Here is a 24,444-nt window from a genome sequence, read left to right as displayed (position 1 = left end):
CGACCTCTCCCGATGGAGAGGCGAAGAAAGAAACGGACGAAACCATGATCTACGAACTGCGGATCTATGACTGCCTGCCGGGCAGGCTGCCGGCTTTGCTCAAGCGCTTTTCCGACCAAACGCTGGCCATCTGGGAGAGGCATGGCATCCGCCAAGCAGGGTTTTTCACCACGGCGATCGGCGAAAACAGCAATCGCCTCACCTATTTCCTCGCCTGGGAATCGCTGGCCGAGCGTGAGGCGAAATGGGCGGCTTTCGTCACCGATCCGGCATGGCACCGGGCCTGGGACGAGTCTGAGCGCGACGGGCAGATCATTGCCAATATCAGCAGCCAGCTGCTCACGCCGACAGCTTTCTCGTCTGTGAAATAGGACTGCCTCGTCTGTGAAATAGGACTGCGCCATGAAGATCACCGACCTGCGCTGCGCTGTGATAGGCAAGCACCCGATCGTCCGCATCGTCACCGACGAGGGCCTCTATGGCCTGGGCGAGGTCGAGTACACCAAGCCCTACCTCAAGCCTTGGGTGCTGCATTTCCGCGAGGCCCTGATCGGCGAGGACCCCACCGACGTCGAGCGGGTGATGCTGAAGATCCGCCAACGCGGCTCTTTCAAGCCCTATGGCGCGGCGGTGAGCGCTATCGAGCATGCGCTATGGGACATTGCCGGAAAGGCTGCAGGCGTGCCGGCCTACAAACTGCTCGGCGGCAAGGTGCGCGACAAGGTGCGCGTTTACAACGGCTCGATCCGTCAGAAACGCACCGGCGACCGGCCGGAGGACTACGCCGCTGATGTCAAATGGATGATGGAGCAGCCTCAGAACTTCTTCATGGTCAAGCAAGGAATCTCGTTCCACTCCAACATGAAGGATACTATCGAGGGCTTCCATTACGGCGTGACGCAGAAGAAGGCAGGTTATCACGGCGCCATGGATCAGGGCATGATCAGCGAGCGCGGTTTCAATCACATGCTCGACTGCGTTATCGCAATGAAGGAAGTGCTGGGCGACAAGGTCAGCCTGGCGCTCGACTGCGGCCCGGGCTGGATGCTGCCGGATGCGATCAAGTTTGCTCGCGCGGTCGAGAAATATAATTTGATGTGGCTCGAGGACATGCTGACCGGCGACTATGTGCCATGGGTCAATCCGCAGGCCTATCGGGAGTTGACCACCTCCACCTCGACGCCAATCCATACCGGCGAGCAGATCTACCTCAGGCACAATTTCAAGGAGCTGATCGAGACGCAGGCGGTGCGCGTCATTGGTCCCGATCCTGCCGATATCGGTGGCATAGCCGAGCTCAAATGGGTGGCCGAGCACGCCTATATGCACTCGATCCTGATGGCGCCGCACGGCACGGCGAACGGCCTGCTCGGCCTCGGCGCGCTGATCAACGTCTGTGCCACGTTGCCCGCCAATTACGTCGCATTCGAATATCCCAGCGCTTCGGACCCGTGGTGGAACGACATCGTCATTGGCCTGCCTGAGCAGGTCGTGAAGGATTCGATGATCGATCTGCTCGAAGCTCCCGGGCTCGGCCTCGACATCGACGCCAAAGGCGCCAAGAAGTATCTGCTGGAAGAGGACGCCGGGTTCTTCGACTGATTGGGCGTCAAGCACCGCGATCTGCCAGACCGCGGCATCAGCGGTCCAGATGCAATCGTGTCGTGCTTGAGCTCGACATTGCCTTGCTACTGGTCACGCGGATAAATCGGCGCGGCCCGGCATTGTCGCTCGGCCGGTGTGGCTTTCCGTTTAGTTCTCGCGAAGCCGACGGGCCGCAATGACATTGTCGAGCCAGCCAGCGGCCATTTCGGGTACCGATGCCAGCAAGAGTTCAGTATAGGGCTTGTACGGCGGCGCCAGCACCTCGTCCTTGGGTCCCTGTTCGACCACCGTACCCTGGTGCATGACGACGACATCGTCGGCAATGGCGCGCACCGTGGCGAGATCGTGGGTAATGAAGAGATAGGACACGCCCAATCTCTGCTGCAGGAAGACCAGCATCTTCAAGATTTCAGCCTGTACAATCTGGTCAAGCGCCGATGTGATCTCGTCGCAGACGATCAGTTCCGGCTCGGCAGCCAGCGCCCGCGCAATAGCGATGCGTTGGCGTTGGCCGCCCGACAGCTGGGCGGGCAGCCTGTCAATGTAGGAGGCGTCGAGCTCTACCGTCTTCAGCAGCTCGACGATGCGCTGTGTCCGTGCCGCGCCGGACAGACCATGATAGAATTTCAGCGGCCGGCCGATGATCTTTCGCACTGTTTGACGGGGGTTCAGTGCCGTCTCGGCCGACTGGTAGATGATCTGGATTTTGCGCAGCGTGTCCTTGGACCGCTGGCGCACGAGCGGTGCGCACGGCTCGCCTTTGAACGAAAGTAAACCGCCTTCAGGCGCCATCAGACCTGCGATAATGCGGCCAAGCGTCGACTTGCCGGATCCGGATTCCCCGACCACCGCAACCGTCTGGCCATGGCCGACCACTACGGACACGTCACGCAATACCTGAAATGAACCGTAGGATGCACTAAGGCGATCGATCCGCAAAAGCTCCGGCGCCTCGGATCTTGCCGACATAGGAATGTCGTGAACGGCCCAGAGCGACTTCGTATAGGGATGTTCCGGCTGCGTCAGCATCTTCGAGGCCAGACCCTCCTCGACCGCCTCGCCATGGCGCAGAACCATGATCCGGTCTGCCATCTGCGCGACGACCGCCAGATCGTGGGTGATGTAGAGGGCGGCAACGCCGAACTGCTGGATCGCCTCTCTGATCGAGACCAGGACCTCGACCTGGGTGGTCACGTCGAGCGCCGTCGTTGGTTCGTCGAATATGATCAGATCCGGTTTGCAGATCATGGCCATGACGACCATGGCGCGCTGCAGCTGCCCGCCCGAGACCTGATGCGGATAGCGCCTGCCGAAATGGTCGGGGTCCGGCAGTTGCAGCGCCCGAAACAGGGCACGTGCATTGGTCTCGGCTTCCAGCCGACGCTGGCCGCCGCGCGAGACGGCGGCTTCCACGATCTGATCGATCAGGCGGATGGCTGGATTAAAAGATGCCGCGGCGCTCTGCGCGACATAAGCTATGCGAACGCCTCGAAGGCGGCGTTGGCTAGTCTCCGGCAAGTCCAGGATGTTTTGGCCGTCGAAGATGACGCTGCCCGATTTGATGCGGCACCCCTGACGTACATAACCAAGGGCGGCAAGCCCGATCGTCGACTTGCCGGCCCCTGACTCTCCGACCAGCCCCAGCACTTCGCCGCGTTTCAAACTAAAACTGATGCCTTTGACGATCTCCGACCAGACGCCGCCAACCTTCGCCTCGATGCGGAGGTCGGAGACCGTCAGGACTCTGCTGTCGGCGCCGGCGGGCCGACTAGCGCTCGTCATCGGAAAGACCACTTGATTCATTCAAAAACCAGTCTGCAACGAAATTGACGGCGACCGTCAGCAGCGCGATGGCCGCCGCCGGGATGAGCGGTGTGATGTCGCCGCTGCTGATCAAAGCGGCGTTGTCGCGCACCATCGAGCCCCACTCGGCCATGGGCGGCTGAAGGCCGACGCCTAGGAAGGACAGCGCGGCAATGGCCAGGAAGACGAAACAGAACCGCATGCCGAATTCGGAGATCAGCACCGGCAATATGTTGGGCAGGATTTCTTGGGTGACGATCCAGGGTAGTTTCTCGCCCCTGGCGTGGGCGGCCTCGACGAATTCCAACGTCACCACGTTGAGTGCCGCCGCGCGTGACAGGCGGAAGACCCGTGTGGAATCGATCACCGCGATGATCAGCACCAGGTTGAGCACGCTGGAGCCGAAGATTGCCAGCAGCATCAGCGTGAAGATGAGGTCGGGGATGGACATGACCGAGTCGACGAAGCGGCTGAGCACCTGGTCCGCCACGCCGCGCAACGCGGCTGCTATGATGCCGAGACTACCGCCGATGACGAAGGCCAGCAGCGTGGTGACAAAGGCGATACCGATCGAATTACGCGCGCCGAAAATCAAACGGCTGAACAGGTCGCGTCCCAATTGGTCGGTGCCGAAGACGAACTGGCTGCTCCATTGCTCGAACGGCGTTTCCGACACGACTTGATACTCGCCATAGGGCGCGATCAGCGGCGCGAACACTGCCGCGGCAAGGTAGATGGCGAGCACCGCTATGCCGAACCATGCCGTCGGCGGCGCACGGCGCAGACGGCGCCTGGCCTTGGCGAGAAAGCCTTCCGCCCGGTCGGGACGCTGGGTGTCGGACAATGCCATGTCAATCTCAGCGCGGATGGAGGAGCCTTGGATTGCTGACGATCGAAATGATGTCGGCAATCAGGTTGAGCAGAATGTAGGTGACCGAAAAGATCAGCGCGCAGGCCTGGATGACCGGGATGTCGCGATTACGCACCGCGTCCACCATGGTCTGGCCGATGCCGGGATAGACGAACACCACCTCTATCACCACGACGCCGGCGATCAGATAGGCGAGGTTCAGCGCAACCACGCTGGCGATCGGCCCGACGACGTTGGGGAGCGCGTGCCCCACCACCACGCGAGCGGCGGATTCGCCCTTGAGCTGCGCCATTTCGATGAAAGGGCGCGACATCACGCTGATGATCGCGGCACGCGTGTTGCGCATCATATGCGCCAGGATGACAAGCGTTAGCGTCAGCACGGGCAGCACCATGCGCATGAGCTGGTCACCTAGATGCATTGACGGTCGGATGCTCGACAGCGACGGAAACCAGTGCAGGTTGATCGCGAAGACCAGCATGATGATGTAGGCGAAGAAGAATTCCGGGATGGAGATCGATGCGATGCTCGATGCGCTGAGCAGGCGGTCGAGGAAGCGATTGCGGTAGAGTGCGGCGACGATGCCAAGGGCAATGGCCAAAGGCACCGCGATCAGCGCTGTCAGTGCCGCCAGGTACAATGTGTTGAGGAGGCGCGGCCCGATGATGCGGCCTACCGGCCGCGACGAGAAGGACTGTCCGAAATCACCGGTCAGAGCGTGACCAAGCCACGACAGATAGCGCTGGTACCACGGCAGATTGAGACCGAGCTGCTCGCGAAACGCCGCCACGGTCTCGGGCGTTGCCGAACGACCGAGAATCGCGGTCGCAAAATCGCCGGGCAGCATGCTGACGGCCAGGAAGATCACCAACGACACGATCACAAGGCTTAGGAAGCCAAGCGCCATCCTTTGCAAAAGCATTCGCGTTACCGGATGTCTGGTCGAATTCACGGTGGTCCTTTCAAAGGGGAGTATGCGGCCTTGCTGCCGCATCCGGTGCGCCCAGACGCCGAAGGCGAGCTGGAAGGCGCCAGCCCACCTTCGGCACAAGACTAGACCATCCACCAGCGCTCGGTCATGCGCAGATTATCGCACGGGAAGATGCCGCCGATGGTTCCGTGGCCGAGTTTCTTCGACAGGCCGTAGTTCCAATTGACGAAGGCAAGCGTGATCATGCCGCCATCGTCATGCACGATCTGCTGCATCTCGCCGTATTGCGCGGCACGCTTGGCCTGGTCCGTCTCGGCGCGGGCTGCAATCAGCAACTCGTTGAAGCGGGGGTTCTTCCAGTGCGTGCTGTTCCAGGGCGCGTCGGCGGCCAGAACGGTCGAGAACAGCCAGTCGCATGTCGCGCGGCCATACCAGTCCACGCCGCTGAACGGCTTCTTCAGCCAGACGTTTTCCCAATAGCCATCGTCGGCCTCGCGGATGATGTTGATGTTGATGCCGGCCTTCGCGGCTTGCTCCTTGTAGAGCACGGCCGCGTCTATGCAGCCCGGGAATGCCGCTTCGGAAACCGACAGATCGACGTCGATGGACGTTAGGCCGGCCTTCTTGAGATGTTCCTTAGCTTTCTCGATGTTGTAGTCGAATTGTGGCTGCGGGTCCTTGTAGAACGGCATGGCGGAGGCGACGGGCGTGTCGTTGCCCTTCTTGCCTTCGCCCAGGAACACCTTGCGCAGGATATCGTCGCGGTCGAGCGCGTATTTCATCGCCAAGCGTACGTCGACATTGTCGAACGGCGCGACCGAGGTGTCCATGTCGAAGGTGAAGTGACGCAGGCTCGGCACGCGCTGTATTTCCAGATCTGCGTTGCGCTCGACCAGCGGCATATTCTTCACCTCGAGATCGTTCATGAAGTCGACCTCACCGGTGACGAACGCGTTGGTGCGTGCGGTGGGATCGACGATGCTGATGAACTCGAACTCGTCGAGATAAGGTTTGTTGTCCTTGTGATAGTTAGGATTACGGGTCATCTTGATCGATGTGCCTGGCTCGAAATCCTCCAGCTTGAAGCTGCCGGTACCGACGCCTTTTTGCCAGTCGATGCCGCCCTCCGGCTTCGCCTGCATGATCGACAGATGATAGTCGGCGACCAGATAGGGGAAATCGGCGCTGCCAGATTTCAGCGCGAACACCACGTTGCCATCGCCGTCCTTGTCGATGCTGGCGACCTGCGACAGGATCGACTTGGCGCCGGAGGTGGATTTTTCGCCCATATGATGGCGAAAGGATTCCTGGACGTCCTCGACGGTCAGGCTCTTGCCGTCATGGAATGTGATGCCCTTGCGTAGCTTGAACAGCCATTTGGTGGCGCCGTCATTTGGCTCGAAGCTTTCGGCGAGATCACCGATGATGCTGCCGTCGGGCGCGATCTCGGTCAGGTTGTTGCACAGCGAGCCGTTGAAGGCTGCCTGGGCAAAGCTCGCCGGCCAAGTGCCCGGGTCGAGCGTATCGTTCTGCGAGGCGTCGGACATGCCGAAGCGCGCCGATCCGCCTTTCTTGGGCTCCTCTGCGAGCGCAAAATTCGCAAATGACGTGGGGCCCAGCCCGACAGCGGCAGCGAATGCAGCGGAGCGTCCGAGAAATTCACGGCGTGAGATTTGACCCTTCTTGAAGCGCTCGGCCCAATAGCTGAATTCAGACATGGTTTCTCCTCGAAACGCCTGTTCCCCTTTTTGCCGGCCGAAACACAGGCTCTTTCGACCGACGCTTGTGGCAATGCCGCTCCCGAAAGGCGGCGATGTCCATTGTCGGCCCAACGCTAGCCAGCCATCAAAAGCTTGTCAATGATTTCTGATTGACCAATCAATCATGATTTGTTGATATGCTCTTCCAGGCTACATGGGCTGACCGAAGGGGACATGGCTGGATGACGCTTGAGCTTTGCTATTTGACGGCCAGCGAGGCGCTGCGTCGGTTTCATGATCGCACCCTGTCGCCGGTCGAGATCGTCGAGGCGCAGCTGCAACGTATCCAGGAGACAAGCGGCACCATCAACGCAACAAGTTTCGTCTACGCCGAGGAGACGCTCGATGCTGCAAGGGACGCGGAGCGCCGGTACGCTATGACCGACGGCCGCCCGCGGCCGCTGGAAGGCATCGCCACGGCGATAAAGGATGAAAGCAACATCGCCGGCAAGGTCACGACATACGGTTCGTTGATCTACAAGGACAATGTCGCCCAGACCACCAGCACGGTCGTGCAACGTCTGCTCGACGCCGGGGCTGTCGTCCACAGCCGCACCACGACGCCGGAATTTTCCTGCGAGGGCGTCACCCACTCGCGGCTCTGGGGAGTGACCCGCAATCCCTGGAACCTCGACTATACGCCGGGCGGTTCCTCCGGCGGGTCGGGCGCCGCGCTTGCCGCCGGGTTGACGACGCTCGCCAACGGCTCGGACATTGGCGGGTCGATCCGTATTCCGGCTTCTGCCTGCGGTGTCGTCGGCTACAAGCCGCCCTATGGACGCAACCCGTCGTCCGCGCCCTTCAACCTCGACCCGTACAATCATCCGGGCCCGATGGCCCGCTCCGTCGAGGACTGCCTGCTTATGCAAAACGTCATGTGTGGGCCTGATCCGCTTGATATAGCGTCGCTGCGGCCCAAGCTCACGATGGTTCCCGACCGCGACGGCATCCGGGGCTGGAAGATCGCCTATTCGCTGGATCTTGGTTATTTCGAGGTGGACGAGGAAGTCAGGCGCAACACTCTTGCAGCACTCGACGTTTTCCGCTCGCTCGGCGCCACTGTCGAGGAAGTCGATCTTGGCTGGACCAAGGAGAGCGAACGCGCCGCGATGAGCCATCTCAGGACCATCTTCGGTTCGTGGCTTGCGGAATACCTCGACGACACTAGGGGCGAGCTTCTGACCGGATATGCCCGCAATTTTGCCGAAGGTGCGCGCGAAAACACCTGCCAGGATTTCCTCAAGTCGATGTACACGGCAGGCGACATGTATGCGTCGCTGGGGCCGATACTCGAAAGCCACAATGTGTTCATCTGCCCGACGCTGGCGGTTCCCGCCGTCGCCGCCGATCACGATCCGTCGAAAGACAAGGTGACGATAAACGGCAGGGACGTGCACCCATCCATCGGCTGGCCGATGACCTATCCGTTCAACATGCTTAGCCGCTGTCCGGTGCTGAGCGTCCCATCCGGGCGGGCGTCGACTGGCGTGCCGACCGGCATCCAGATCGTCGGCCCGACCTACGGCGACGAAGCGGTCTTCACCGCCGGTCTGGCCTATGAGGAGGCGCTTGGCGGATGGTACACCAGGGTGCGCGACCGGCCTGCGGTCGCAACCAAACAGCCCCTGCCATCGGAAACCACCCCTGCATGAAAACCGTATATTCTCCGCTACACGCGCTTCAGGATGCCGAGGCGGAATTCATCCGTGGCAAGCGCGTGCCGAGCTTCGAGATGCCGCGCCGCGCCGAACTCGTCCGGGCACGGGTCAGGCAGGTCTTCGGCGACCAAACGATCGAGCCGCAGGACTTCGGAACGGGGCCGCTGGTCAAGGTCCACGACGAGGCGCTGGTCGCGTTTCTGTCGGCCTTCTGGGACCGGTGGTCAGCCGAGAACGGGCCAATCGATGCCTTTCCGAATGCCTGGCCGCCACCGCGCTCGCACCGTCTGAAGACGCAGCGGATCGGCGCGGAACTCGGCCGTTTCTGCATCGACATGAGCAGCCCGATCATGGAAGGCACGTGGCGGGCCGTATCGGCATCTGCCAACGTCGCGCTAACGGCCCAGGCCCTGGCGGCGGGGCGAGACCGCACCGCTTTCGCGCTCTGCCGCCCGCCAGGACACCATGCGGGCCGCGACTATTTCGGCGGCTACTGTTTCATCAACAATGCTGCGGTTGCGGCGCAGGCCTTTCGCGACCACGGCGCCGCCAGGGTCGCGGTGCTGGATGTGGACTATCACCACGGCAACGGCACGCAGGACATCTTCTATGGCCGCGAGGACATCTTGACGGTCTCCATCCATGCCGATCCGACGCTGGAGTACCCATACTATATGGGATATGCCGACGAGACAGGGCAGGGGACCGGGCTCAGCTTCAATCTCAATTTGCCCTTGCCTTGGGGAACCCGGTTCGATCTCTACGGCGATGCACTCGACGCATCGCTGTCGCGCATTGCAAGGTTCGGCGCCGAAGCGCTCGTCGTCTCGCTCGGCGTCGATACGTTCGACGGCGATCCGATCTCGAAATTCAAACTGCAGAGCGACGATTTCTCGAAGATCGGCCGCGCCATCGCCCGTCTTGGCGTGCCGACCGTGTTCATCATGGAGGGCGGCTATGCGGTGGAAGATCTCGGCATCAATGTCGTCAACACGCTGAGCGGCTTCGAGGATGGTTTCTCCGGCTGATGCGGCTGGAGGGTGCGGGCCAGGACGATCAGAAATCGTCGGGAAAGATCGTCTTTAGATAGAACAGACAGGCCTGCTTGGCCATCTCCCGCGCCGCGGGGCCGCTCGTTCCGAAAACCTGCCCGGAAATCCACAGGCCGTCGATCATAGCGTTTAGGCTGCGCGCCACCATGGCGGCGTCGAGATCCAGACCTCGGCGCTCGGCAAGCGCGGTGATATCGGCCTTCACGACGGCATCGTAGCGCGCTTTCAACTCGGCGCAGCGCCGCTGATACTCCGGATTGCGCACCGATTCCGCCCAGAAGGCGGTGAAGACGGCTATGTGTCCCGGGTTCGACATCTCAGTGTCGAAATCGAGCGCGATCATGCCTAGCAGACGCGCCACCGGCGAATCGAATTCCGGCCGGTTCAGATTGCGGTCATATTCCTCGACCACATGATCGAGGGCGGCCAGTGTGATGCCTTCCTTCGATTTGAAGTGAAAGGACACGACGCCATAGCTGCACCCGGCCTCCCTGGCGATGTCGTTCATGGTGAAGCCGGCCAGGCCTTTGCGTGCAATGACGGTGAGGGCTGCCTCCAGCAACGAACGACGACGTTCGAGCACTTGATCCTCGCGCGTCGGGGTGCGCCTCGCGTTGGTCCGTTTTTCAGCTTTTGCTGCGGTCTGATTCATAATGTCGCGCGGCTTCAACCGAGAATTGTTGAATCTGGATAGCAGTTTCGGCAAAGCCGGCACAAGGCTTCGTCACCCACCAATTATTGGACCTCACCCAGCCCTAGAAAGCACGCTGCGTTGTCATGCAGCCATTTGCGACGCACTGCCGCTTCGATCGGCAACGCTTCTAACTCGCCGAGCGCGCGTTCGGGCGCCAACATCGGAAAAGCGGTGCCGAAGATGATCCTGTCCTGAAGCAAGGTTCGGCCGTATTGCAAAAGCGGCTCATAGCCGGAATGGGCCTTCGCCAACAGCGACGGCCGCACCGCGAGCAGCCCTATCCATAAATTCGGATGACGCCAGGCAACGCCGATCAACTCGTTGACCCAGGGCCAGCCTGGCGGCGACGCGCAGACTTTCATCCCGGGAAAGTCGATCATAACCTCGTCGAGATATTCCGGCTTGCCAAACCGCATCGGCGTCGCTGTCGAAAAATTGATCCCGCAATGAATGTTGACGGGGATCCCCAGTTCGACGGCTTTCTCGTAAAGCGGGTAGAGCAGCCGGTCGTTGGGACAGAGCTTCAGCTCGAAACATTGCAGGTTGAGCCCGCGCAGGCCGAGTTCGCGCACGGCGCGCTCCAGATCCGCGACCGCCGACTTGCCTTTGTGCGGATCGACGCCGGCAAAGCCGATGTAGCGAGGACCGTTCGCGGCACAGAACGCGGCAACGGTCTCGTTGGATATCTTGAAGCCGAAAGTCGTCTCCACATCTCTCGCCTTGAGCACGACATGGCTTGCGCCGAGCCTCTCGTATGTTTCGAGATAGCTTTGCAGATCGCGTGCCGCATCGGAGCGGGCCGAGTCCTTCTCGCTGGCTGCATAGACGCGGCGATAGTTTTGCAGATGCGGCGCGGTGGCGCTGAATCCGGGGGATGGCGGCCGGCTTGAGAAATCGATCCACATGGTCCTACGTCCAATGCCGTCGTTCGGACAGGATGACACGCGCCGCATTGTGACCGGGTACGCCGGTGACGCCGCCGCCTGGATGGGTGGAGGCACCGCACTGATAGAGTTTGGCGATGGGCGTGCGGTAGTTGGCATAGTGCGCGGCGGGGCGCTTGAAGAATATCTGATCGGTGCTGATCTCGCCATGATGGACATGGCCGTTCGGCAGGTCGAAAATACGTTCGAGATCGAGAGGCGTCAGGATCTGGCGATGCACGATCCGCTTCTCCAGGTCCGGCGAATGCAAACGCAGCACCCGCATGGCGCTTTCGTATAAGTCTTCGCCGCGGCTGTCCCAGTCACCTTCACGCAGCGCATAGGGAGCATGCCCGCCGAAGATGTTCATGACGTGATGACCCGGCGGCGCGAGCGACGGATCGACCACACTCGGGGTTTTGACGATCAGGAACGGTCGCTCGGCGATCCTGCCGTAGCGGGCATCGTCGTGCGCCATATCCATGTAATCGACGCTGTCGCCGATGGTCAGCTGGACGGGGTAGTCGAAACCAAGCTCCCTTGCCGTCAGGCGGGGAAAGCTCGGCAGTCCGTCCAGCGCCAGGTTGATGCGGAAGACGGTCGATTGCGACCGGAAATTCTCGATTTCCTTGACGAACGCTGGCGGAAGCTGGTCCGGCGACAGCAGTTTGAGGAAGGTGGTCTTGGCATTGGCGTTGGCGACAACGATGCGGGTTTCGATCGTCTCACCGGACATCAGCTGGACACCATGCGCGACGCCGTTCCTGACGAGGATTTGCTTTACCTCGGCGTCGGTGCGCACGGTCATGCCATGCGCCTCGCCGGATCGGCGGATCGAGTTGGAGATTTCACCCATGCCGCCCTTGATGAAACCGGACGGTCCTGCGGGCGTCGACTGATCGCGCACCACCGAGCGCACCAGCATGTAAGCCGAGCCGGGCGAGCGCAGGCTGGAATTGCCGCCGCCACCGCCCGCGAAGAAGCCCAGCACCAGCTTGACGACGTCGGATTCGAACCAGCGGCTCAGCATGTCGTGGGCGCTGAGCGTCAGCAGATCGTAGATGTCATAGAATTTCGAGCCGATCTTGCGGAAGCGCCAGGCGAAGCCGATCAGCTTCGCCAGATCCCTGGGAGTCTTGCCGCCAGGATTGACCGGCGTCTCGAACAGAAGCTGCTTGAGAAATGGCGCCACGCCGAGCAGAAATTCGCGATAGGCCGGATAGGCTTCGGCGTCCTTGCTGGAGAACTTGGCGATTTCGGCGCAAAACTTCTCCGGCGACCCCCACATTGTGAAGGTCCGACCGTCGGCGAGCGGAAACACCGTAGGCGGGGGTTCCAGAACCTCGAAGCCGTGCTTCTGCAACTCGAGGTCCAAAATGACCTTGGGCTGCATGAGGCCCATGATGTAGGAGGCGGTCGAGACCTTGTAGCCGGGCCAGACTTCTTCGGTCACCGCGGCCCCGCCTACAAGCTTGCGTCGTTCCAGTACGCAGACCTTGACGCCGGCCCGTGCCAGATAGGCGCCGCACACCAGGCCGTTGTGGCCGGCGCCGACAATGATCGCGTCGAAAGCTGTCGCCATCGTCTTACCCTTATAACCAGCGATTTTCGACGCGGTCGAAGCTTCCGGCGCGCAAGTCCTCGGCTTCTTTCACCAACAGCTGCTTGGCGATTTTCAGCGAGACGGTGCGTGGGAACTCGTCACGGAAGGCGTAGAAGCGTGGCACCTTGAAAGGCGCCAACTGCCGCTTTGCAGCCTCGATGATGGCCGCCAGCGTTTCGGCGCCGGCAACGGCATCGTCCTTCAGCTTGATGTAGGCCTTGACCTCTTCTCCGCGCAGCGGGTCCGGGACGCCGATAACGGCTGCTTCGGCCACCGCCGGCACGGCGTTGAGTACCGATTCGACTTCGCGAGCGGCGATGTTTTCGGCGCTGCGCCGTATCATGTCCTTTTTCCGGCCGACGATGGTGTGGAAGCCGTTTTCATCGATCCGGAAGAGATCGCCGGTGCGAAACCAGCCGTCGGAAAAAGCGGATGCCGTCGCCTCCGGATTCTTGTAGTAACCGAGCATGATGCCCGGTCCGCGCACGAGCAACTCGCCGACCTCGCCTGACGGCAACGTGCGGCCTTCCTCGTCGGCCACCTTGCACTCGCGGAAGGGGCAGGGAATGCCGCAGGAGCCGGAGCCGACCATGTCGGAGCGTTCGATCGGCATGAACATGGCCGGACCGATCTCGGTCATGCCGAAAGCCTCGCGCGCGTTCAGATCGTAGCGCTGCTCCAGGCCGGCATGCAGTTCACGCGGCACGCCATAGACGTTGGCGCGGACGACCTCGTTGCGTGTGTCGTCGGGATGTGCCGGCTGGCTGTGCAGCACCCAGGGCAGCAGGCAAAAATTGATACGGTGGGTGCGCACCCATTCCATGAAGCGGCTGGTGCTTTGGCGGGCGGCGACGAACAGCGTGCCGCGCTGATAGAGCGTCATCAGCAAAAGCCATTGCGGATCCATGTAGAAGAACGGTGTCGAGGCCAGGATGCGCTTGTAGCGGCGGCCGTCGCGAAAGGCGTTCACCTTGCCGCTGCTGATCCAGTAGCGCTGGGTGAGCATGCAGCCCTTGGGAAAACCGGTGGTGCCGGACGTGTACTGGATGTTGAGGAGATCGTCATGGTCGACCGGCTCCGGCGCCTCGAACGCCTCGGTCGGCTGCGAAGCGAGTTCGGACCAAGCAATGGTGCCGGCGGCATCGCCTTGCACCACGATCGTGCGTTCGCGTGGAATGCCGATCAGTCCCTCCCGGCGGCAGGACTCGATCGTCGCCATGCATTGGCCGTGAGCGATGACGAAGGAAGCGTCGGCATCGTGGACGACATGGGCGAGCTCGCGCTCGCGATAGCTGACATTGACAGGCACCATCACCGCGCCGATCCGCCCCAGCGCCAGCCATGTCAACGGCATCTCGGGGATGTTCGGCAACATGACGGCGACATGTGTGCCCTTGGTGATGCCAAGCGCGACGAAACGCGACGCAAGCCCGTTCACCACACGCCGCATCTCAGCGTAGGTGATGGTCTGGCCTGTCTCGAAGAAATTCCATAGAAGCCGATCACCGGCTGCCTCGGCCGCCTCGTCGATCAAGGCGCCGATATTGACCGGCAGCGGCTCGGCCTCGATATGCCGCCGTCGCTCGGCGACATCGGGAACCGTCTCCGCAAGAACGTCCAGCCGGCCCATCAGTGGGCGAACCACATCGCCTTGAGGTCCGTATACTTCTCCATCGCATGGATCGACTTGTCACGGCCGAAACCCGATTGCTTGAACCCGCCGAACGGCACCGACATCAGCCCGCGGTCGAAACAATTGACCCATACGACGCCGGCCTTGATGACCTTGGCTGCCCGGTGCGCCTTCTTGACATCGTTCGTCCATACCCCGGCGGCGAGCCCATAGATCGTGTCGTTCGCGACCGTCATCGCCTCGTCGAAGTCGCGAACCGTGATGGTGGCGAGCACCGGGCCGAAAATCTCCTCGCGTGCGATCTTCATCTGGTTGGATACACCGTCGAAGACCGTCGGCTCGACGAAGTACCCACCGCTGTCCTGGCGCACGCGATTGCCGCCGGCCACGATCCTGGCGCCACCGGCGACGCCGTCCTCGATATAGCCCATGACGCGCGACAGCTGTTCCTCGGTAACGATCGAGCCGAGTTTCGTCGAGGCATCCAGAGGATCGGCCGGCGTCAGCGCCGCTGCCTGCTGGAGCACCTTTTCGAGGAATCTGTCCTTGATCCTGTCCTCGACGATCAGGCGTGAGCCCGCGTTGCAGACCTGGCCGGAATTGGCGAAGATGCCGGCGGCGACGGAGCGCGCCGCGCCATCGAGGTCTTCGCAGTCGGCCAGCACCACTTGTGGTGACTTTCCGCCGAGCTCCAGCCCGATGCGCTTGATGTTCGACTGGCCGGAATACTGCATGAAATAGCGGCCAACCTCGGTGGAGCCGGTGAAGCCGACGCAGTCGACATCCATGTGAAGCCCGAGCGCCTTGCCGGCGACGTGGCCGAGCCCCGGCACCACATTCAGCACCCCGGCCGGTAAGCCGGCATCGACGGCAAGCTGCGCGATGCGCAGGGCGGTGAACGGCGACTGTTCGGCCGGCTTCAGGATAACGGAATTGCCTGTCGCAAGTGCCGGCCCGAGCTTCCAGGCGGCCATCGAAAGCGGATAGTTCCACGGCACCACGGCGGCCACGACACCGACCGGCTCACGCACGACGATCGTCGTCACATCGTCGGCCGTCACGGCAACTTCGCCGTAGACCTTATCGATGGCCTCCGCGTACCAGGCGATGCAGTTCGCGGCGCTCGGAATGTCGCCGTTGGTGCTGTTGGCGATCGGCTTGCCGACGTTCAAGGTCTCCAGGAGGCCGAGCTCGTCGCGATTCTGCAACAGCAACTCGGAAAAACGCAGCAGCACTTTCTTGCGTTCGGCGGGGGCGGCACGAGACCACGCGCCGGATTCAAAGGCTTTGCGGGCCGAGATGACGGCAGCGTCGACATCGGCCTCGCCGCAGGCGGCGACTTTCGCGATGATCCTGCCATTGCCCGGATAGATGCAATCAAAAGTTTCGCCCGAGACGGCATCGACATAGGCGCCGCCGATAAAGGCCTTGCTCGGCAGATGCGCCTGCTCGGCGCGCTGATGCCAGTCCGGTTTGAGTTCAATGTTCATGATCGTCTCCTTGGCATCGTTCCCGTCGAACGAGATACTTTACTTTTTCGATTGACTGGTCAATCAGAAATTAAGCCGGCAACCTCTATACAAGTTCGCCTTTTTCTACCTCGCCGGCAGTGCGCACGATGCCTTCGTGCAGAGCGGCGATCATGTCGTCGATCTGCTCCTTGGTGATGATCAGCGGGGGGGACAACACGCACATATTGCCGAGCGGTCGCACAATCAGCCCGAGTTCAGCGCAATGGGCATCGATGCGCGCGCCGATCCTCTTGTCGAAATCGGTGACATGCGGCGACGAGCTGTCGATCAGGCATTCGACGCAGCCGACCAGTCCGGACGACCGGACATCCGCGACAAGAGGAAGGTCGGCAAGGCTGTGGAGACCCGCTGCGAAATAAGCGGAGATCTCTCGCACATGGTCCAGAAGACCATCCTTTTCGATCACGTCGATGTTGGCGAGCGCCGCGGCGCAGCTCACGGGGTGGCCGGTGTAGGTATAGCCGTTCGAATAGTGGCTGCCCTTGGCGTTGTCTCCACTGACCCTTTCCAGCAGGCTCTCGGAGATGGCAAAGCCGCCAAGCGGCACATAGCCTGATGTGACGCCTTTGGCGAAGGTGATGATGTCGGGCACGACCCCGAAGACCTTTTCGGACGCGAACCACTCGCCGCAACGGCCGAAACCGGTCACCACCTCGTCGGAGATGTAGACGATATCGTGCTCCTCGCAGACCGTCTTGAAGCGGGCGTGATAGCCCTTCGGCGGAATGATGACACCGCCCGATGCCAGCAATGGCTCGGCCAGGAACACCGCCACCTTGTCGGCGCCGACGCGTGCTATCTCCTGCCGGAATTCGTCCACCAACCAGTCCAGAAACCGGGCTTCGTCCTTGCCGCCGGCGAAGCGGATGTTGGGGCTCGAAATGAACGAGATCCGGTCCGAGACGATGTCGAAATTCGGCCAGTTGCCGGCGCGGCCCGAGCAGGCTGCGGTCAAGGCTGTGCTGCCGTGGTAACCCTCGCGCCGCACGATGATGTGCTTTTTTTCCGCTCGCCCGAGCACATTGTTGTAAAATTCGACGAAGCGCAGCGCGGAATCGACCGCGGTCGATCCGCCGGTGGTAAAAAAAACGCGATTGAGATCGCCAGGCGTCAGCGCAGCGATCCGCGCCGCCAGTTCGGCTGCCCGCGAATTCGTCGTGTACCAGGGCGAGTTGTAAGCCAGCCGGAGCGCCTGCTGCGCAATCGCGTCGGCGATCTCGTGACGGTTGTAGCCGATCTGTGTGCACCACATGCCGCCGGGCCCGTCGATCATCCGGCGCCCTTTCGTATCCATCACATAGATTCCCTCGCCGGAGGCGATGACCGGGCGTGAGGATTGTCCGAGTTTTTCCATGGCTTCGGCCGGCGACAGCAGATGCAGTCGGGCGGCGTCTTCGGCTTCGCCGGCATTCCATTGCGAACCAGGTACCTTATTCATAAAACCTCCAGGGCTCCGCAGCCCTGTCCCTGCACTTCGGCCGACAACTGCTCCTGATAAGCTGAGGGCTATCGGGAAGTCAACGAATTGATTGACTGGACAATCAATTTTTTGCCAGGCGGTTCACATAGCCAGGCCGTTGGTCTACTGGGTCAGCTCACAACGGAGCCGAGCGTGGTATCGGCATCCTGCTCGCGGTGCGCGCCGCTGGCGATGGCTGGACAGCGAATTCGTCTCCGCGATCTTGACCTTTGAGCCTATACCAAGGGCGTTATCCGCCGTCCCGGCAAGCCGGCTGACAACGCCTTCATCGAAGCGTTCAACTCGCCTTCTACGCTCCGAGCCAGTATGTCAGTTCGCGGATTCCCGATGCTGGAAGAACTGCAAAAACAGTTCCCGCTCGGTGGTGATGTCGAGCTTTTCGTAGATGCGCCGGCGATGGTTTTTGACCGTACCGACGGTGATGCCGAGACGCTCGGCGATGTTCGCCGTCGGGTGACCGGCCAGGATCAGCTGGACAAGTTCCCGCTCTCGCAGCGACAGCTCGGGCCACAGGCTTGCCGGGATCGTCGGCTCCTGCCGCGGCGAGGCACCGGGGCCTGTCGGCGCCGACGTGCGGGAGAACTCGGCCCCGCGCGCCTTGATGTCCAGTGCGTGCAACGCCTCGAACACCGGTAGCCGCTCATCCAGCAGGGCGATCTCGCTGTCCTTGAATGACATCTTCGAGCGGTCGAGGAAGATACCGAGGCACCAGTCGCCGCCATCCGCCAGCATGATGCCGACTTCGTCGCAGATTTCCGACTGCGCCAGGAAGCCGGCAATGTATTGGCCGCGCTTGGCCTCGTCGTCGGCAAGCCGCTTTAGCGGCATGATGCCCAGCCGTCGCTCGCGCCGCCATGAGGCATAGAACGGATCGAAGACATAATAGCTGGTGAGGTAGCGCTGGACCATCTCGTCCGAGAAGCGTCGGTGCTTGACGAATTCCGGCGTCTGGGTCGCCGAGTAGCGCGTCACGGTGACGAGGTCGTGCTCGATGTCCGCGCCGATCAGGTCGATCAGGCAGTCGACATGCCTGTCCGTGCCTGTGGCGGCGATCGCTTTGGCGAGCGGCGCCCAGATATTGCCCATGCGCATGCCCTTTTCTCGGCGATGTCAGTCCAGCCGTCATTGTGTCTTTAGGCATATGGCGCGATGCCGCCCGTCGAATCTAGCCTAGCGTCAACTTAGACCAGATCCCGAGGCGACCGTGACTCAACCCAACCTCACCCCCATTGTTGGCAACCCACCAATCATTGGCAATCCGATCGTCATCGGTATCGACGCCGGAGGCACCATGACCGACACGATCCTTGTCGATCAGGACGGCCACTTCAAGATCGGCAAGTCGGCAACCACTCCGAAGAACGAAGCCGAGGGTTTTCTGGCCTCGGCCGAGGACGCGGCAGACGCCTGGGGTATATCGCTGGAATCGCTGTTTTCCGGCGTTAATGTCGTGCTCTATTCCGGCACCGGAATGCTCAACACGCTGTTGTCGCGCACCGGCCGCCGGCTCGGGCTGATCACCACCAAGGGCCTCGAGGATATGATCCTGATGGGGCGCGGGCTGCAGGCCTGGGCCGACTATTCCTATGCCGACCGGCTGCACGCGGTCACCCATCATCATCCCGATCCGCTGGTGCCGCGCCGCCGCACCCACGGTGTCACGGAGCGCATCGACCAGTTTGGCGACATCGTGTTGCCGCTCTACGAGCATGAGGTTTCCGCCGCCGCCAAGAAGCTGATCGCCGACAAGGTCGAAGCGATCTGCATCATGACCATCTTCTCGCACGTCAATCCGGTGCATGAGAAACGCATCGCCGATATCTGCCGCGAGGAGGTCGAGAAGGCCGGCGCCGACATCATCGTCTACACCAGCCACGAGGTCCGCCCGGTCATTCGCGAACAGTCACGGCTGAATTCGGTGCTGATCGAGGCCTACGCGACCTCGCGCGGCCGCAAGCAGCTCAAGGGGATCGAGGACGTCTCGAAGAAGTACGGCTTCAAATATGGCGTCCAGACGCTGCTCTCCTTCGGTGGCCTGACCTCGATCAACCATCCGCGCCTGCATGAAACCATGATCTCCGGCCCGATCGGCGGCATCCTCGGTGCTGCCTATGTCGGCAAGCTGATCGGCAACGATTCGCTGATCTGTTCGGATATGGGCGGCACCTCCTTCGACATGGGCGTCATCACGCGCGGCCAGACGCGGATCGAGAACGAGCCGTTGATGGACCGTTTCAAGCTCAACGTGCCGACGCTGCATCTCGACACTATCGGCGCCGGCGCCGGCATGATCCTCAAGGTCGATCCGCTGACCAAGAAGATCAGCCTTGGGCCGGAAAGCGCCGGCTCCGACCCCGGCCCGATCTGCTTCGATCGCGGCGGCACCGAGCCGACCATCGCCGACTGCGATGCCATCCTCGGTCGCCTGAACCCGCATTACTTCCTTGGCGGCAAGGTCGTGCTGCAGGTCGAAAAGGCCCGCCGCGCCTTCCAGCAGAAATGCTCCGACATATTGGGGGTCGGGCTGGAGGAGGCCGCCGAAGGCATGATTGACATGCTGGAGTCCGATGCCAACAACGCGCTGCGCCGCGTCATCTCCGGGCAAGGCATCCACCCGTCGGAGTTCACACTGCTGTCCTATGGCGGCTCCGGTCCGCTGCATCTTGCCGGCTGCTCCAGGGGCATCGGTTTCAAGGACATCATCACCTTCCAGTTCGCCGCCGCCTTCTCGGCCTTCGGCTGCACCACCGCCGATTTCATGCGTCGGCATTCCGTGTCGACGCAGCACGACATCCCGTCGCGCGCCGACGAGGCGTCGCTTGCCAGCTTCGGCGTCAAGGTCACCGCGGTCTGGAACGATCTGACCAAGGCAGCGGTCGACGAAATGATCGCCGACGGCCATGCCCGCGAAAAGATCAGGACCGTGCCGTTCCTGATGATGCGCTACACCGGCCAGCTCGAGGACGTCGAGGTCATGGCGCCGCTCGCCGAAGTCAACTCGGCTGATGATATGCGCAAGGTCCTCGACGAGTTCGAGGCGGTCTACGCCAAGGTCAATCACCGTGTGTCGCGTTATGGCGAGGCCGGGTTCACCATCACCGAACTCGGGCTGATCGCCACCGCCGATAAGGTCAAGCCGGTATTGCTCAAGCGGCCGCTCGGTGCCTCCAATCCGGCATCCGCTCACAAGGGCGTGCGCGAGGCCTATATTGGCGGGCGCTGGCACAAGGCCGATCTCTTCGAGATGGACCTTCTGCAGCCAGGCCATGAAGTGATCGGCCCGGCTATAATCGAACATCCCGCCACCACGCTGGTCGTTCATCCGCAAGACCGCGTCTTTGTCGATGAATGGACGCTGCTGCACTACACCCACGCTTGAGAGGGCGATCGCCATGTTGGACAAACCTGCTTCGGCCCTGCGCCTTCGCGAAAGACTGCTCGATTCCGAGCGGCTGATGGAGGAGACCGGCTGCTATGACGGCATCACGGAACTCACGCTGCGCAACCAGGATCCGCTGAAATTCGAGACGCTGCATACCAAGCTGCGCGCTTATTGCGTCTCGGCGCGCGAAATGGCCCGCCGCATCTCCGCCTCGCCCGGCGTGCGCGAGGTCGGCGAGATGGTGGTCGCCATCTACACCCCCGAAGGCGATGCCATCGCGCTCTCCAACGGCATCATGGTGCATGTCCATACGATGAGCCGCTTCATCAAATGGATGATCAAGAACAACTACGAGGAAAATCCGCGCATCCGCGAAGGCGACATCTTCGCCAACAACGATGCCTTCATCGGCACCGTGCAGGTGCCCGATGTCATGGACGTGGTGCCGATCTTCCATGAAGGTACGCTGGTCGGCTGGGCGGGTGCTGTCTGCCATGAGCTGGAGGCTGGCGGCATCACTCCAGGTGGTGATGTATGTCTTGCCCAGGAGCGCTTCACCGAAGGCCTATTTGTCTGCGCCGAAAAGATCGGCGAGAACGACGAGATCCGCCGCGACTACGTCATCCGCTGCGAACGCAATCTGCGCATGCCGATCTACTGGGTGCTCGACGAAAAGGCTAAGGTCGCATCCTGCATCGACATGCGCGAGAGCGTCAAACAGCTCATTTCCGAAATCGGCCTCGACTACTGGATGAAGGTGTCGAAGGAGTTCATCGAGGAAGGCCGCAGGGCCCAGCTTGCGCGCACGCGCCAGCTCACCGTGCCGGGCATCTATCGCGGCCACACTTTCTATGGCCACGTCACGGCAGGCAAGCCCGGCTTCCAGCTGCTCGGCGATCCGGACTGGCTCTACAACATCCCGATCGAGATGGAGATCACCACCGACGGCAAGATCACCATGGACTTCGAGGGCACACAGCCCTGGGGCTACCATTCGATGAACTGCACGCCGGCCGGCATGGATGGTGGCATGTTCGTGACCCTGACCCAGCACATGAATTTCGAAGGTCTGGTCAATGACGGTGCCTGGATGGCGACCGAGCTGAAATTGCCGCATGGCACCTGGACCAACCCGGACAATGAGATGGTGGCCACCGCCACCTCATGGGCGCTGCTGCTGCCTGCCTATGGCGTCTTCCAACGGCTGCTGTCGCGCAGCTTCATTGCCCGTGGTTTCGTCGAGGAGGCCTTCGTCGGACAGGTCAACAGCCCGATGATCGAGATGGGCGGCGAAAGCCAGTACGGCACCCCATTCGGCATGGCGCATTTTGAATGCGCCGCCGCCGGCTCCGGCGCGCTCGCCGTCAAGGACGGCCTAGACACCGCCTATGTCGGCTGGAACCCGGAATCCGACATGGGCAATATAGAGGTCTGGGAACAGTCGATGCCGATGGTCTATATCGGCCGCTCGATCGTGCCGAATTCCGGCGGCGCCGGCAAATATCGCGGCGGCTGTTCTTTCGTCTCGACCTGGCTGATCAACAAGACCCCGCATCTCAGGCTCCACACCTCGGAGCACTCGTCGCGCGTGTTCGACAATGGCGGCATGTGCGGCGGCTATCCGGCGCCGACCTGCCAGAAGCACCGCGCGGTGCGCAACTCCAACATCCACGAACTGGCGGCGAGAGGCGAACCGCTCGCGCATGCGCCCGGCATCGACCCCCACGTCTCGGACTATGAAAAGAACATTGGCGGCGACCATGTCGTGGTCGAGGGCCCTTACATCACCTCGCCACACAAGTCCGGCGATATCTTCAGCCACTCATACAATGGCGGCGGTGGTTACGGCGACGTGCTGGAGCGCGATCCGATCAAGACGGCCTGGGATGTCGAGAACGGCTTTCTCACCCGAGAGGCGGCGGATCAGGTTTTCGGCATCGTGCTGAAGGATGACGCCGACGGCTATCCGATTGCCGATATCGACGCCACGGTCGAACGCCGCGCCGCCATGCGCAAGCAACGTCTGGCGAAAGCAATACCAGTGGCGGACTGGATTGCCGCCGAGCGTGGTCGGGTCGAAAAGGCCGACTTCGCGCCGGAGGTGAAGAAAATGTATGCCAGCGCGATCAAGCTGTCGTCGCGCTTCACCAAGGATTTCAGTGATTTCTGGCACGTCGATGCCAGGTCGATCTTCGCGCCGGGAGCAAAGCCATGACCTCTTACAGCAAGGAACTCATCCGCGATCTGGCCAGCGGCCAGCTGCCGTGGCCGCAGACGCGGCGCGTTATGAGCGCTTACAAGGACGATGACCGCTTCTTCAAGATGGTCGCCGTCTACCAGGATCGTGTCGCCTGGAAAGACCCGATCCTGCTGCCCGTCTCCGATCATCTGTTCATCTGCCAGCGCGGCGATGATCGGATAACTCGCTGCGAATGTGGTCACTCTTTCGGCGACTACCGGAAGAACTGGAAACTCAACGCGGCGATCAACGTGCGTAACACCGAGGAAGCGTTGCGCGAGATCTATCCGAACAGCGATCTTCCTGATCCCGAATGGATGGAAATCCGCGAATTCATTTGCCCGCAATGCGGCACGCTGCACGAGGTCGAGGCGGCGGCACCCGGCTATCCGATCGTGCATGATTTCGAGCCCGATCTTGAGGGCTTCTATCGCGAATGGCTGGGCAAACCGCTCGAGGGAGGTTGATGCCGTGAATCGCGTTGAAGGCAAGGTAGCCCTCGTCACCGGGGCCGGAATGGGTCTCGGGCGGGCGGCCGCGGTGCTGCTTGCGGCCGAGGGGGCCAGGCTCGTCGTCACCGACATCAATGCGGCAGCCGTCGGAGAGACGGCCGACCTGATCGCGAAGGAAGGCGGCGAAAGCTTCTCGCTTCGCCACGACGTTTCGAACCCCGACGACTGGCCGCCAGTGATGGAGGCGGTGGCAAAAAGATTCGGGCGGCTCGATGTGCTGGTCAACAATGCCGGCATTGCCATCGCCAGGAACATCGAGGACACCTCGCTGCAGGAATGGCGGCGCACCATGGCCGTCAATCTCGACGGCGTGTTCTTCGGCTGCCAGCAGGGTATCGCTCTGATGAAGCAATCTGGCGGCGGCTCAATCATCAACCTGTCCTCCATCGATGGCATTATCGGCGAGGCTGATCTTGCCGCCTATTGCGCCTCCAAGGGCGGTGTGCGCACGCTGACCAAGGCGGTCGCCGTGCACTGCGCCGAGAAGCGCTACGGCATTCGCTGTAACTCCATCCATCCCGGTTACATCTGGACACCGCAGACCGAGAACTATCTGCGCGATCTCGGCACGCTGGAGCAGGAGAGGGCGCGGGCACTCGCTCGCCACCCGATCGGCTTCCTCGGCGAACCCAACGACATCGCCTACATGGTCCTCTATCTCGCCTCGGATGAATCGAAATTCGTCACCGGCTCCGAGATGGTTGTCGACGGAGGCTATCTTGCCGTTTGAAGTTCAAATCCTCTCGGGCCTAGTTGCGTGCGCCAA

The 24,444-nt window shown here is 61.7% G+C and carries 19 protein-coding genes; 8 read left to right on the top strand and 11 right to left on the bottom strand.

Features of this window, described 5'->3' with window-relative positions; all coding sequences use genetic code 11:
- Positions 1–44 precede the first annotated feature (44 nt).
- Positions 45–371 (top strand): NIPSNAP family protein, encoded by a 327-nt coding sequence (locus AC0L26_RS15320; RefSeq protein WP_473633293.1) that lies wholly within the window; start codon positions 45–47, stop codon positions 369–371.
- Between the two features lie 31 nt (positions 372–402).
- A complete protein-coding gene (locus AC0L26_RS15315; RefSeq protein WP_473633292.1) occupies positions 403–1,602 on the top strand; it encodes a mandelate racemase/muconate lactonizing enzyme family protein in 1,200 nt (399 codons plus the stop codon).
- Between the two features lie 150 nt (positions 1,603–1,752).
- On the opposite strand, the gene AC0L26_RS15310 is transcribed toward AC0L26_RS15315, so the two are convergent.
- From AC0L26_RS15310 to AC0L26_RS15295, 4 genes are all read right to left on the bottom strand, one after another.
- On the bottom strand, positions 1,753–3,387 hold the full coding sequence (locus tag AC0L26_RS15310; protein ID WP_473633291.1) for an ABC transporter ATP-binding protein: 1,635 nt from the start codon (positions 3,385–3,387) through the stop codon (positions 1,753–1,755).
- Positions 3,374–4,258 (bottom strand): ABC transporter permease, encoded by an 885-nt coding sequence (locus AC0L26_RS15305; RefSeq protein ID WP_473633290.1) that lies wholly within the window; start codon positions 4,256–4,258, stop codon positions 3,374–3,376. The genes AC0L26_RS15310 and AC0L26_RS15305 overlap by 14 nt, the downstream gene beginning before the upstream one ends.
- Before the next feature lie 7 nt (positions 4,259–4,265).
- Entirely contained in the window at positions 4,266–5,201 is a 936-nt protein-coding gene (locus AC0L26_RS15300; protein WP_473633289.1) for an ABC transporter permease, read from the bottom strand.
- 131 nt (positions 5,202–5,332) lie between these two features.
- Positions 5,333–6,928 carry an ABC transporter substrate-binding protein gene (locus tag AC0L26_RS15295; protein WP_473633288.1) on the bottom strand — a complete coding sequence of 532 codons (1,596 nt, stop codon included), beginning with the start codon at positions 6,926–6,928 and terminating at the stop codon, positions 5,333–5,335.
- Positions 6,929–7,152: 224 nt separating this feature from the next.
- On the opposite strand from AC0L26_RS15295, the gene AC0L26_RS15290 reads away from it, so the two are divergent.
- Both AC0L26_RS15290 and AC0L26_RS15285 read left to right on the top strand, forming a co-directional pair.
- Positions 7,153–8,622 carry an amidase gene (locus AC0L26_RS15290; protein ID WP_473633287.1) on the top strand — a complete coding sequence of 490 codons (1,470 nt, stop codon included), beginning with the start codon at positions 7,153–7,155 and terminating at the stop codon, positions 8,620–8,622.
- Positions 8,619–9,656: a histone deacetylase family protein gene (locus AC0L26_RS15285; protein ID WP_473633286.1), complete on the top strand. Its 1,038-nt coding sequence runs from the start codon at positions 8,619–8,621 to the stop codon at positions 9,654–9,656. The genes AC0L26_RS15290 and AC0L26_RS15285 overlap by 4 nt, the downstream gene beginning before the upstream one ends.
- Positions 9,657–9,684: 28 nt before the next feature.
- On the opposite strand, the gene AC0L26_RS15280 is transcribed toward AC0L26_RS15285, so the two are convergent.
- The 7 genes from AC0L26_RS15280 to AC0L26_RS15250 form a co-directional block, all read right to left on the bottom strand.
- The gene (locus tag AC0L26_RS15280; RefSeq protein WP_473633285.1) at positions 9,685–10,263 is read right to left on the bottom strand and encodes a TetR family transcriptional regulator C-terminal domain-containing protein; all 579 of its coding nucleotides are present in this window, start codon (positions 10,261–10,263) and stop codon (positions 9,685–9,687) included.
- A gap of 152 nt (positions 10,264–10,415) precedes the next feature.
- Positions 10,416–11,279 (bottom strand): amidohydrolase family protein, encoded by an 864-nt coding sequence (locus tag AC0L26_RS15275; protein ID WP_473633284.1) that lies wholly within the window; start codon positions 11,277–11,279, stop codon positions 10,416–10,418.
- A 4-nt stretch (positions 11,280–11,283) separates the two neighbouring features.
- The gene (locus tag AC0L26_RS15270) at positions 11,284–12,879 is read right to left on the bottom strand and encodes a phytoene desaturase family protein (protein ID WP_473633283.1); all 1,596 of its coding nucleotides are present in this window, start codon (positions 12,877–12,879) and stop codon (positions 11,284–11,286) included.
- A gap of 10 nt (positions 12,880–12,889) precedes the next feature.
- Positions 12,890–14,545 carry a class I adenylate-forming enzyme family protein gene (locus AC0L26_RS15265; protein WP_473633282.1) on the bottom strand — a complete coding sequence of 552 codons (1,656 nt, stop codon included), beginning with the start codon at positions 14,543–14,545 and terminating at the stop codon, positions 12,890–12,892.
- The gene (locus tag AC0L26_RS15260; RefSeq protein WP_473633281.1) at positions 14,530–16,023 is read right to left on the bottom strand and encodes an aldehyde dehydrogenase; all 1,494 of its coding nucleotides are present in this window, start codon (positions 16,021–16,023) and stop codon (positions 14,530–14,532) included. The genes AC0L26_RS15265 and AC0L26_RS15260 overlap by 16 nt, the downstream gene beginning before the upstream one ends.
- An 85-nt stretch (positions 16,024–16,108) precedes the next feature.
- Positions 16,109–17,503, bottom strand: a complete 1,395-nt coding sequence (locus AC0L26_RS15255; RefSeq protein WP_473633280.1) for an aminotransferase — start codon at positions 17,501–17,503, stop codon at positions 16,109–16,111.
- A gap of 351 nt (positions 17,504–17,854) precedes the next feature.
- Positions 17,855–18,637 (bottom strand): helix-turn-helix transcriptional regulator, encoded by a 783-nt coding sequence (locus AC0L26_RS15250; RefSeq protein WP_473633279.1) that lies wholly within the window; start codon positions 18,635–18,637, stop codon positions 17,855–17,857.
- Positions 18,638–18,794: 157 nt separating this feature from the next.
- Between AC0L26_RS15250 and AC0L26_RS15245 the strand changes: the two genes are divergently transcribed.
- From AC0L26_RS15245 to AC0L26_RS15230, 4 genes are read left to right on the top strand one after another with little or no spacing between them, the layout of a single operon-like run.
- Positions 18,795–20,924 (top strand): hydantoinase/oxoprolinase family protein, encoded by a 2,130-nt coding sequence (locus tag AC0L26_RS15245; RefSeq protein ID WP_473633544.1) that lies wholly within the window; start codon positions 18,795–18,797, stop codon positions 20,922–20,924.
- A gap of 13 nt (positions 20,925–20,937) precedes the next feature.
- Complete coding sequence (locus AC0L26_RS15240; protein WP_473633278.1) at positions 20,938–23,142, top strand: hydantoinase B/oxoprolinase family protein; 2,205 nt, start codon at positions 20,938–20,940, stop codon at positions 23,140–23,142.
- A complete protein-coding gene (locus tag AC0L26_RS15235) occupies positions 23,139–23,633 on the top strand; it encodes an acetone carboxylase subunit gamma (protein WP_473633277.1) in 495 nt (164 codons plus the stop codon). The genes AC0L26_RS15240 and AC0L26_RS15235 overlap by 4 nt, the downstream gene beginning before the upstream one ends.
- Positions 23,634–23,637: 4 nt before the next feature.
- Positions 23,638–24,408, top strand: a complete 771-nt coding sequence (locus AC0L26_RS15230) for a glucose 1-dehydrogenase (RefSeq protein ID WP_473633276.1) — start codon at positions 23,638–23,640, stop codon at positions 24,406–24,408.
- Positions 24,409–24,444: the final 36 nt, after the last annotated feature.

The organism is Mesorhizobium sp. WSM4823 (assembly GCF_055811195.1).
This window is presented reverse-complemented; position numbering and strand designations above follow the sequence as displayed.

What these genes read in the sequence shown, in the direction of transcription:
- AC0L26_RS15320 (WP_473633293.1), top strand. Translation starts at nt 45, where the DNA reads ATGATCTACGAACTGCGGATCTATGACTGCCTGCCGGGCAGGCTGCCG.
- AC0L26_RS15315 (WP_473633292.1), top strand. Translation starts at nt 403, where the DNA reads ATGAAGATCACCGACCTGCGCTGCGCTGTGATAGGCAAGCACCCGATC.
- AC0L26_RS15310 (WP_473633291.1), bottom strand. Translation starts at nt 3,387, where the DNA reads ATGACGAGCGCTAGTCGGCCCGCCGGCGCCGACAGCAGAGTCCTGACG.
- AC0L26_RS15305 (WP_473633290.1), bottom strand. Translation starts at nt 4,258, where the DNA reads ATGGCATTGTCCGACACCCAGCGTCCCGACCGGGCGGAAGGCTTTCTC.
- AC0L26_RS15300 (WP_473633289.1), bottom strand. Translation starts at nt 5,201, where the DNA reads ATGCTTTTGCAAAGGATGGCGCTTGGCTTCCTAAGCCTTGTGATCGTG.
- AC0L26_RS15295 (WP_473633288.1), bottom strand. Translation starts at nt 6,928, where the DNA reads ATGTCTGAATTCAGCTATTGGGCCGAGCGCTTCAAGAAGGGTCAAATC.
- AC0L26_RS15290 (WP_473633287.1), top strand. Translation starts at nt 7,153, where the DNA reads ATGACGCTTGAGCTTTGCTATTTGACGGCCAGCGAGGCGCTGCGTCGG.
- AC0L26_RS15285 (WP_473633286.1), top strand. Translation starts at nt 8,619, where the DNA reads ATGAAAACCGTATATTCTCCGCTACACGCGCTTCAGGATGCCGAGGCG.
- AC0L26_RS15275 (WP_473633284.1), bottom strand. Translation starts at nt 11,279, where the DNA reads ATGTGGATCGATTTCTCAAGCCGGCCGCCATCCCCCGGATTCAGCGCC.
- AC0L26_RS15270 (WP_473633283.1), bottom strand. Translation starts at nt 12,879, where the DNA reads ATGGCGACAGCTTTCGACGCGATCATTGTCGGCGCCGGCCACAACGGC.
- AC0L26_RS15260 (WP_473633281.1), bottom strand. Translation starts at nt 16,023, where the DNA reads ATGAACATTGAACTCAAACCGGACTGGCATCAGCGCGCCGAGCAGGCG.
- AC0L26_RS15255 (WP_473633280.1), bottom strand. Translation starts at nt 17,503, where the DNA reads ATGAATAAGGTACCTGGTTCGCAATGGAATGCCGGCGAAGCCGAAGAC.
- AC0L26_RS15250 (WP_473633279.1), bottom strand. Translation starts at nt 18,637, where the DNA reads ATGCGCATGGGCAATATCTGGGCGCCGCTCGCCAAAGCGATCGCCGCC.
- AC0L26_RS15240 (WP_473633278.1), top strand. Translation starts at nt 20,938, where the DNA reads ATGTTGGACAAACCTGCTTCGGCCCTGCGCCTTCGCGAAAGACTGCTC.
- AC0L26_RS15235 (WP_473633277.1), top strand. Translation starts at nt 23,139, where the DNA reads ATGACCTCTTACAGCAAGGAACTCATCCGCGATCTGGCCAGCGGCCAG.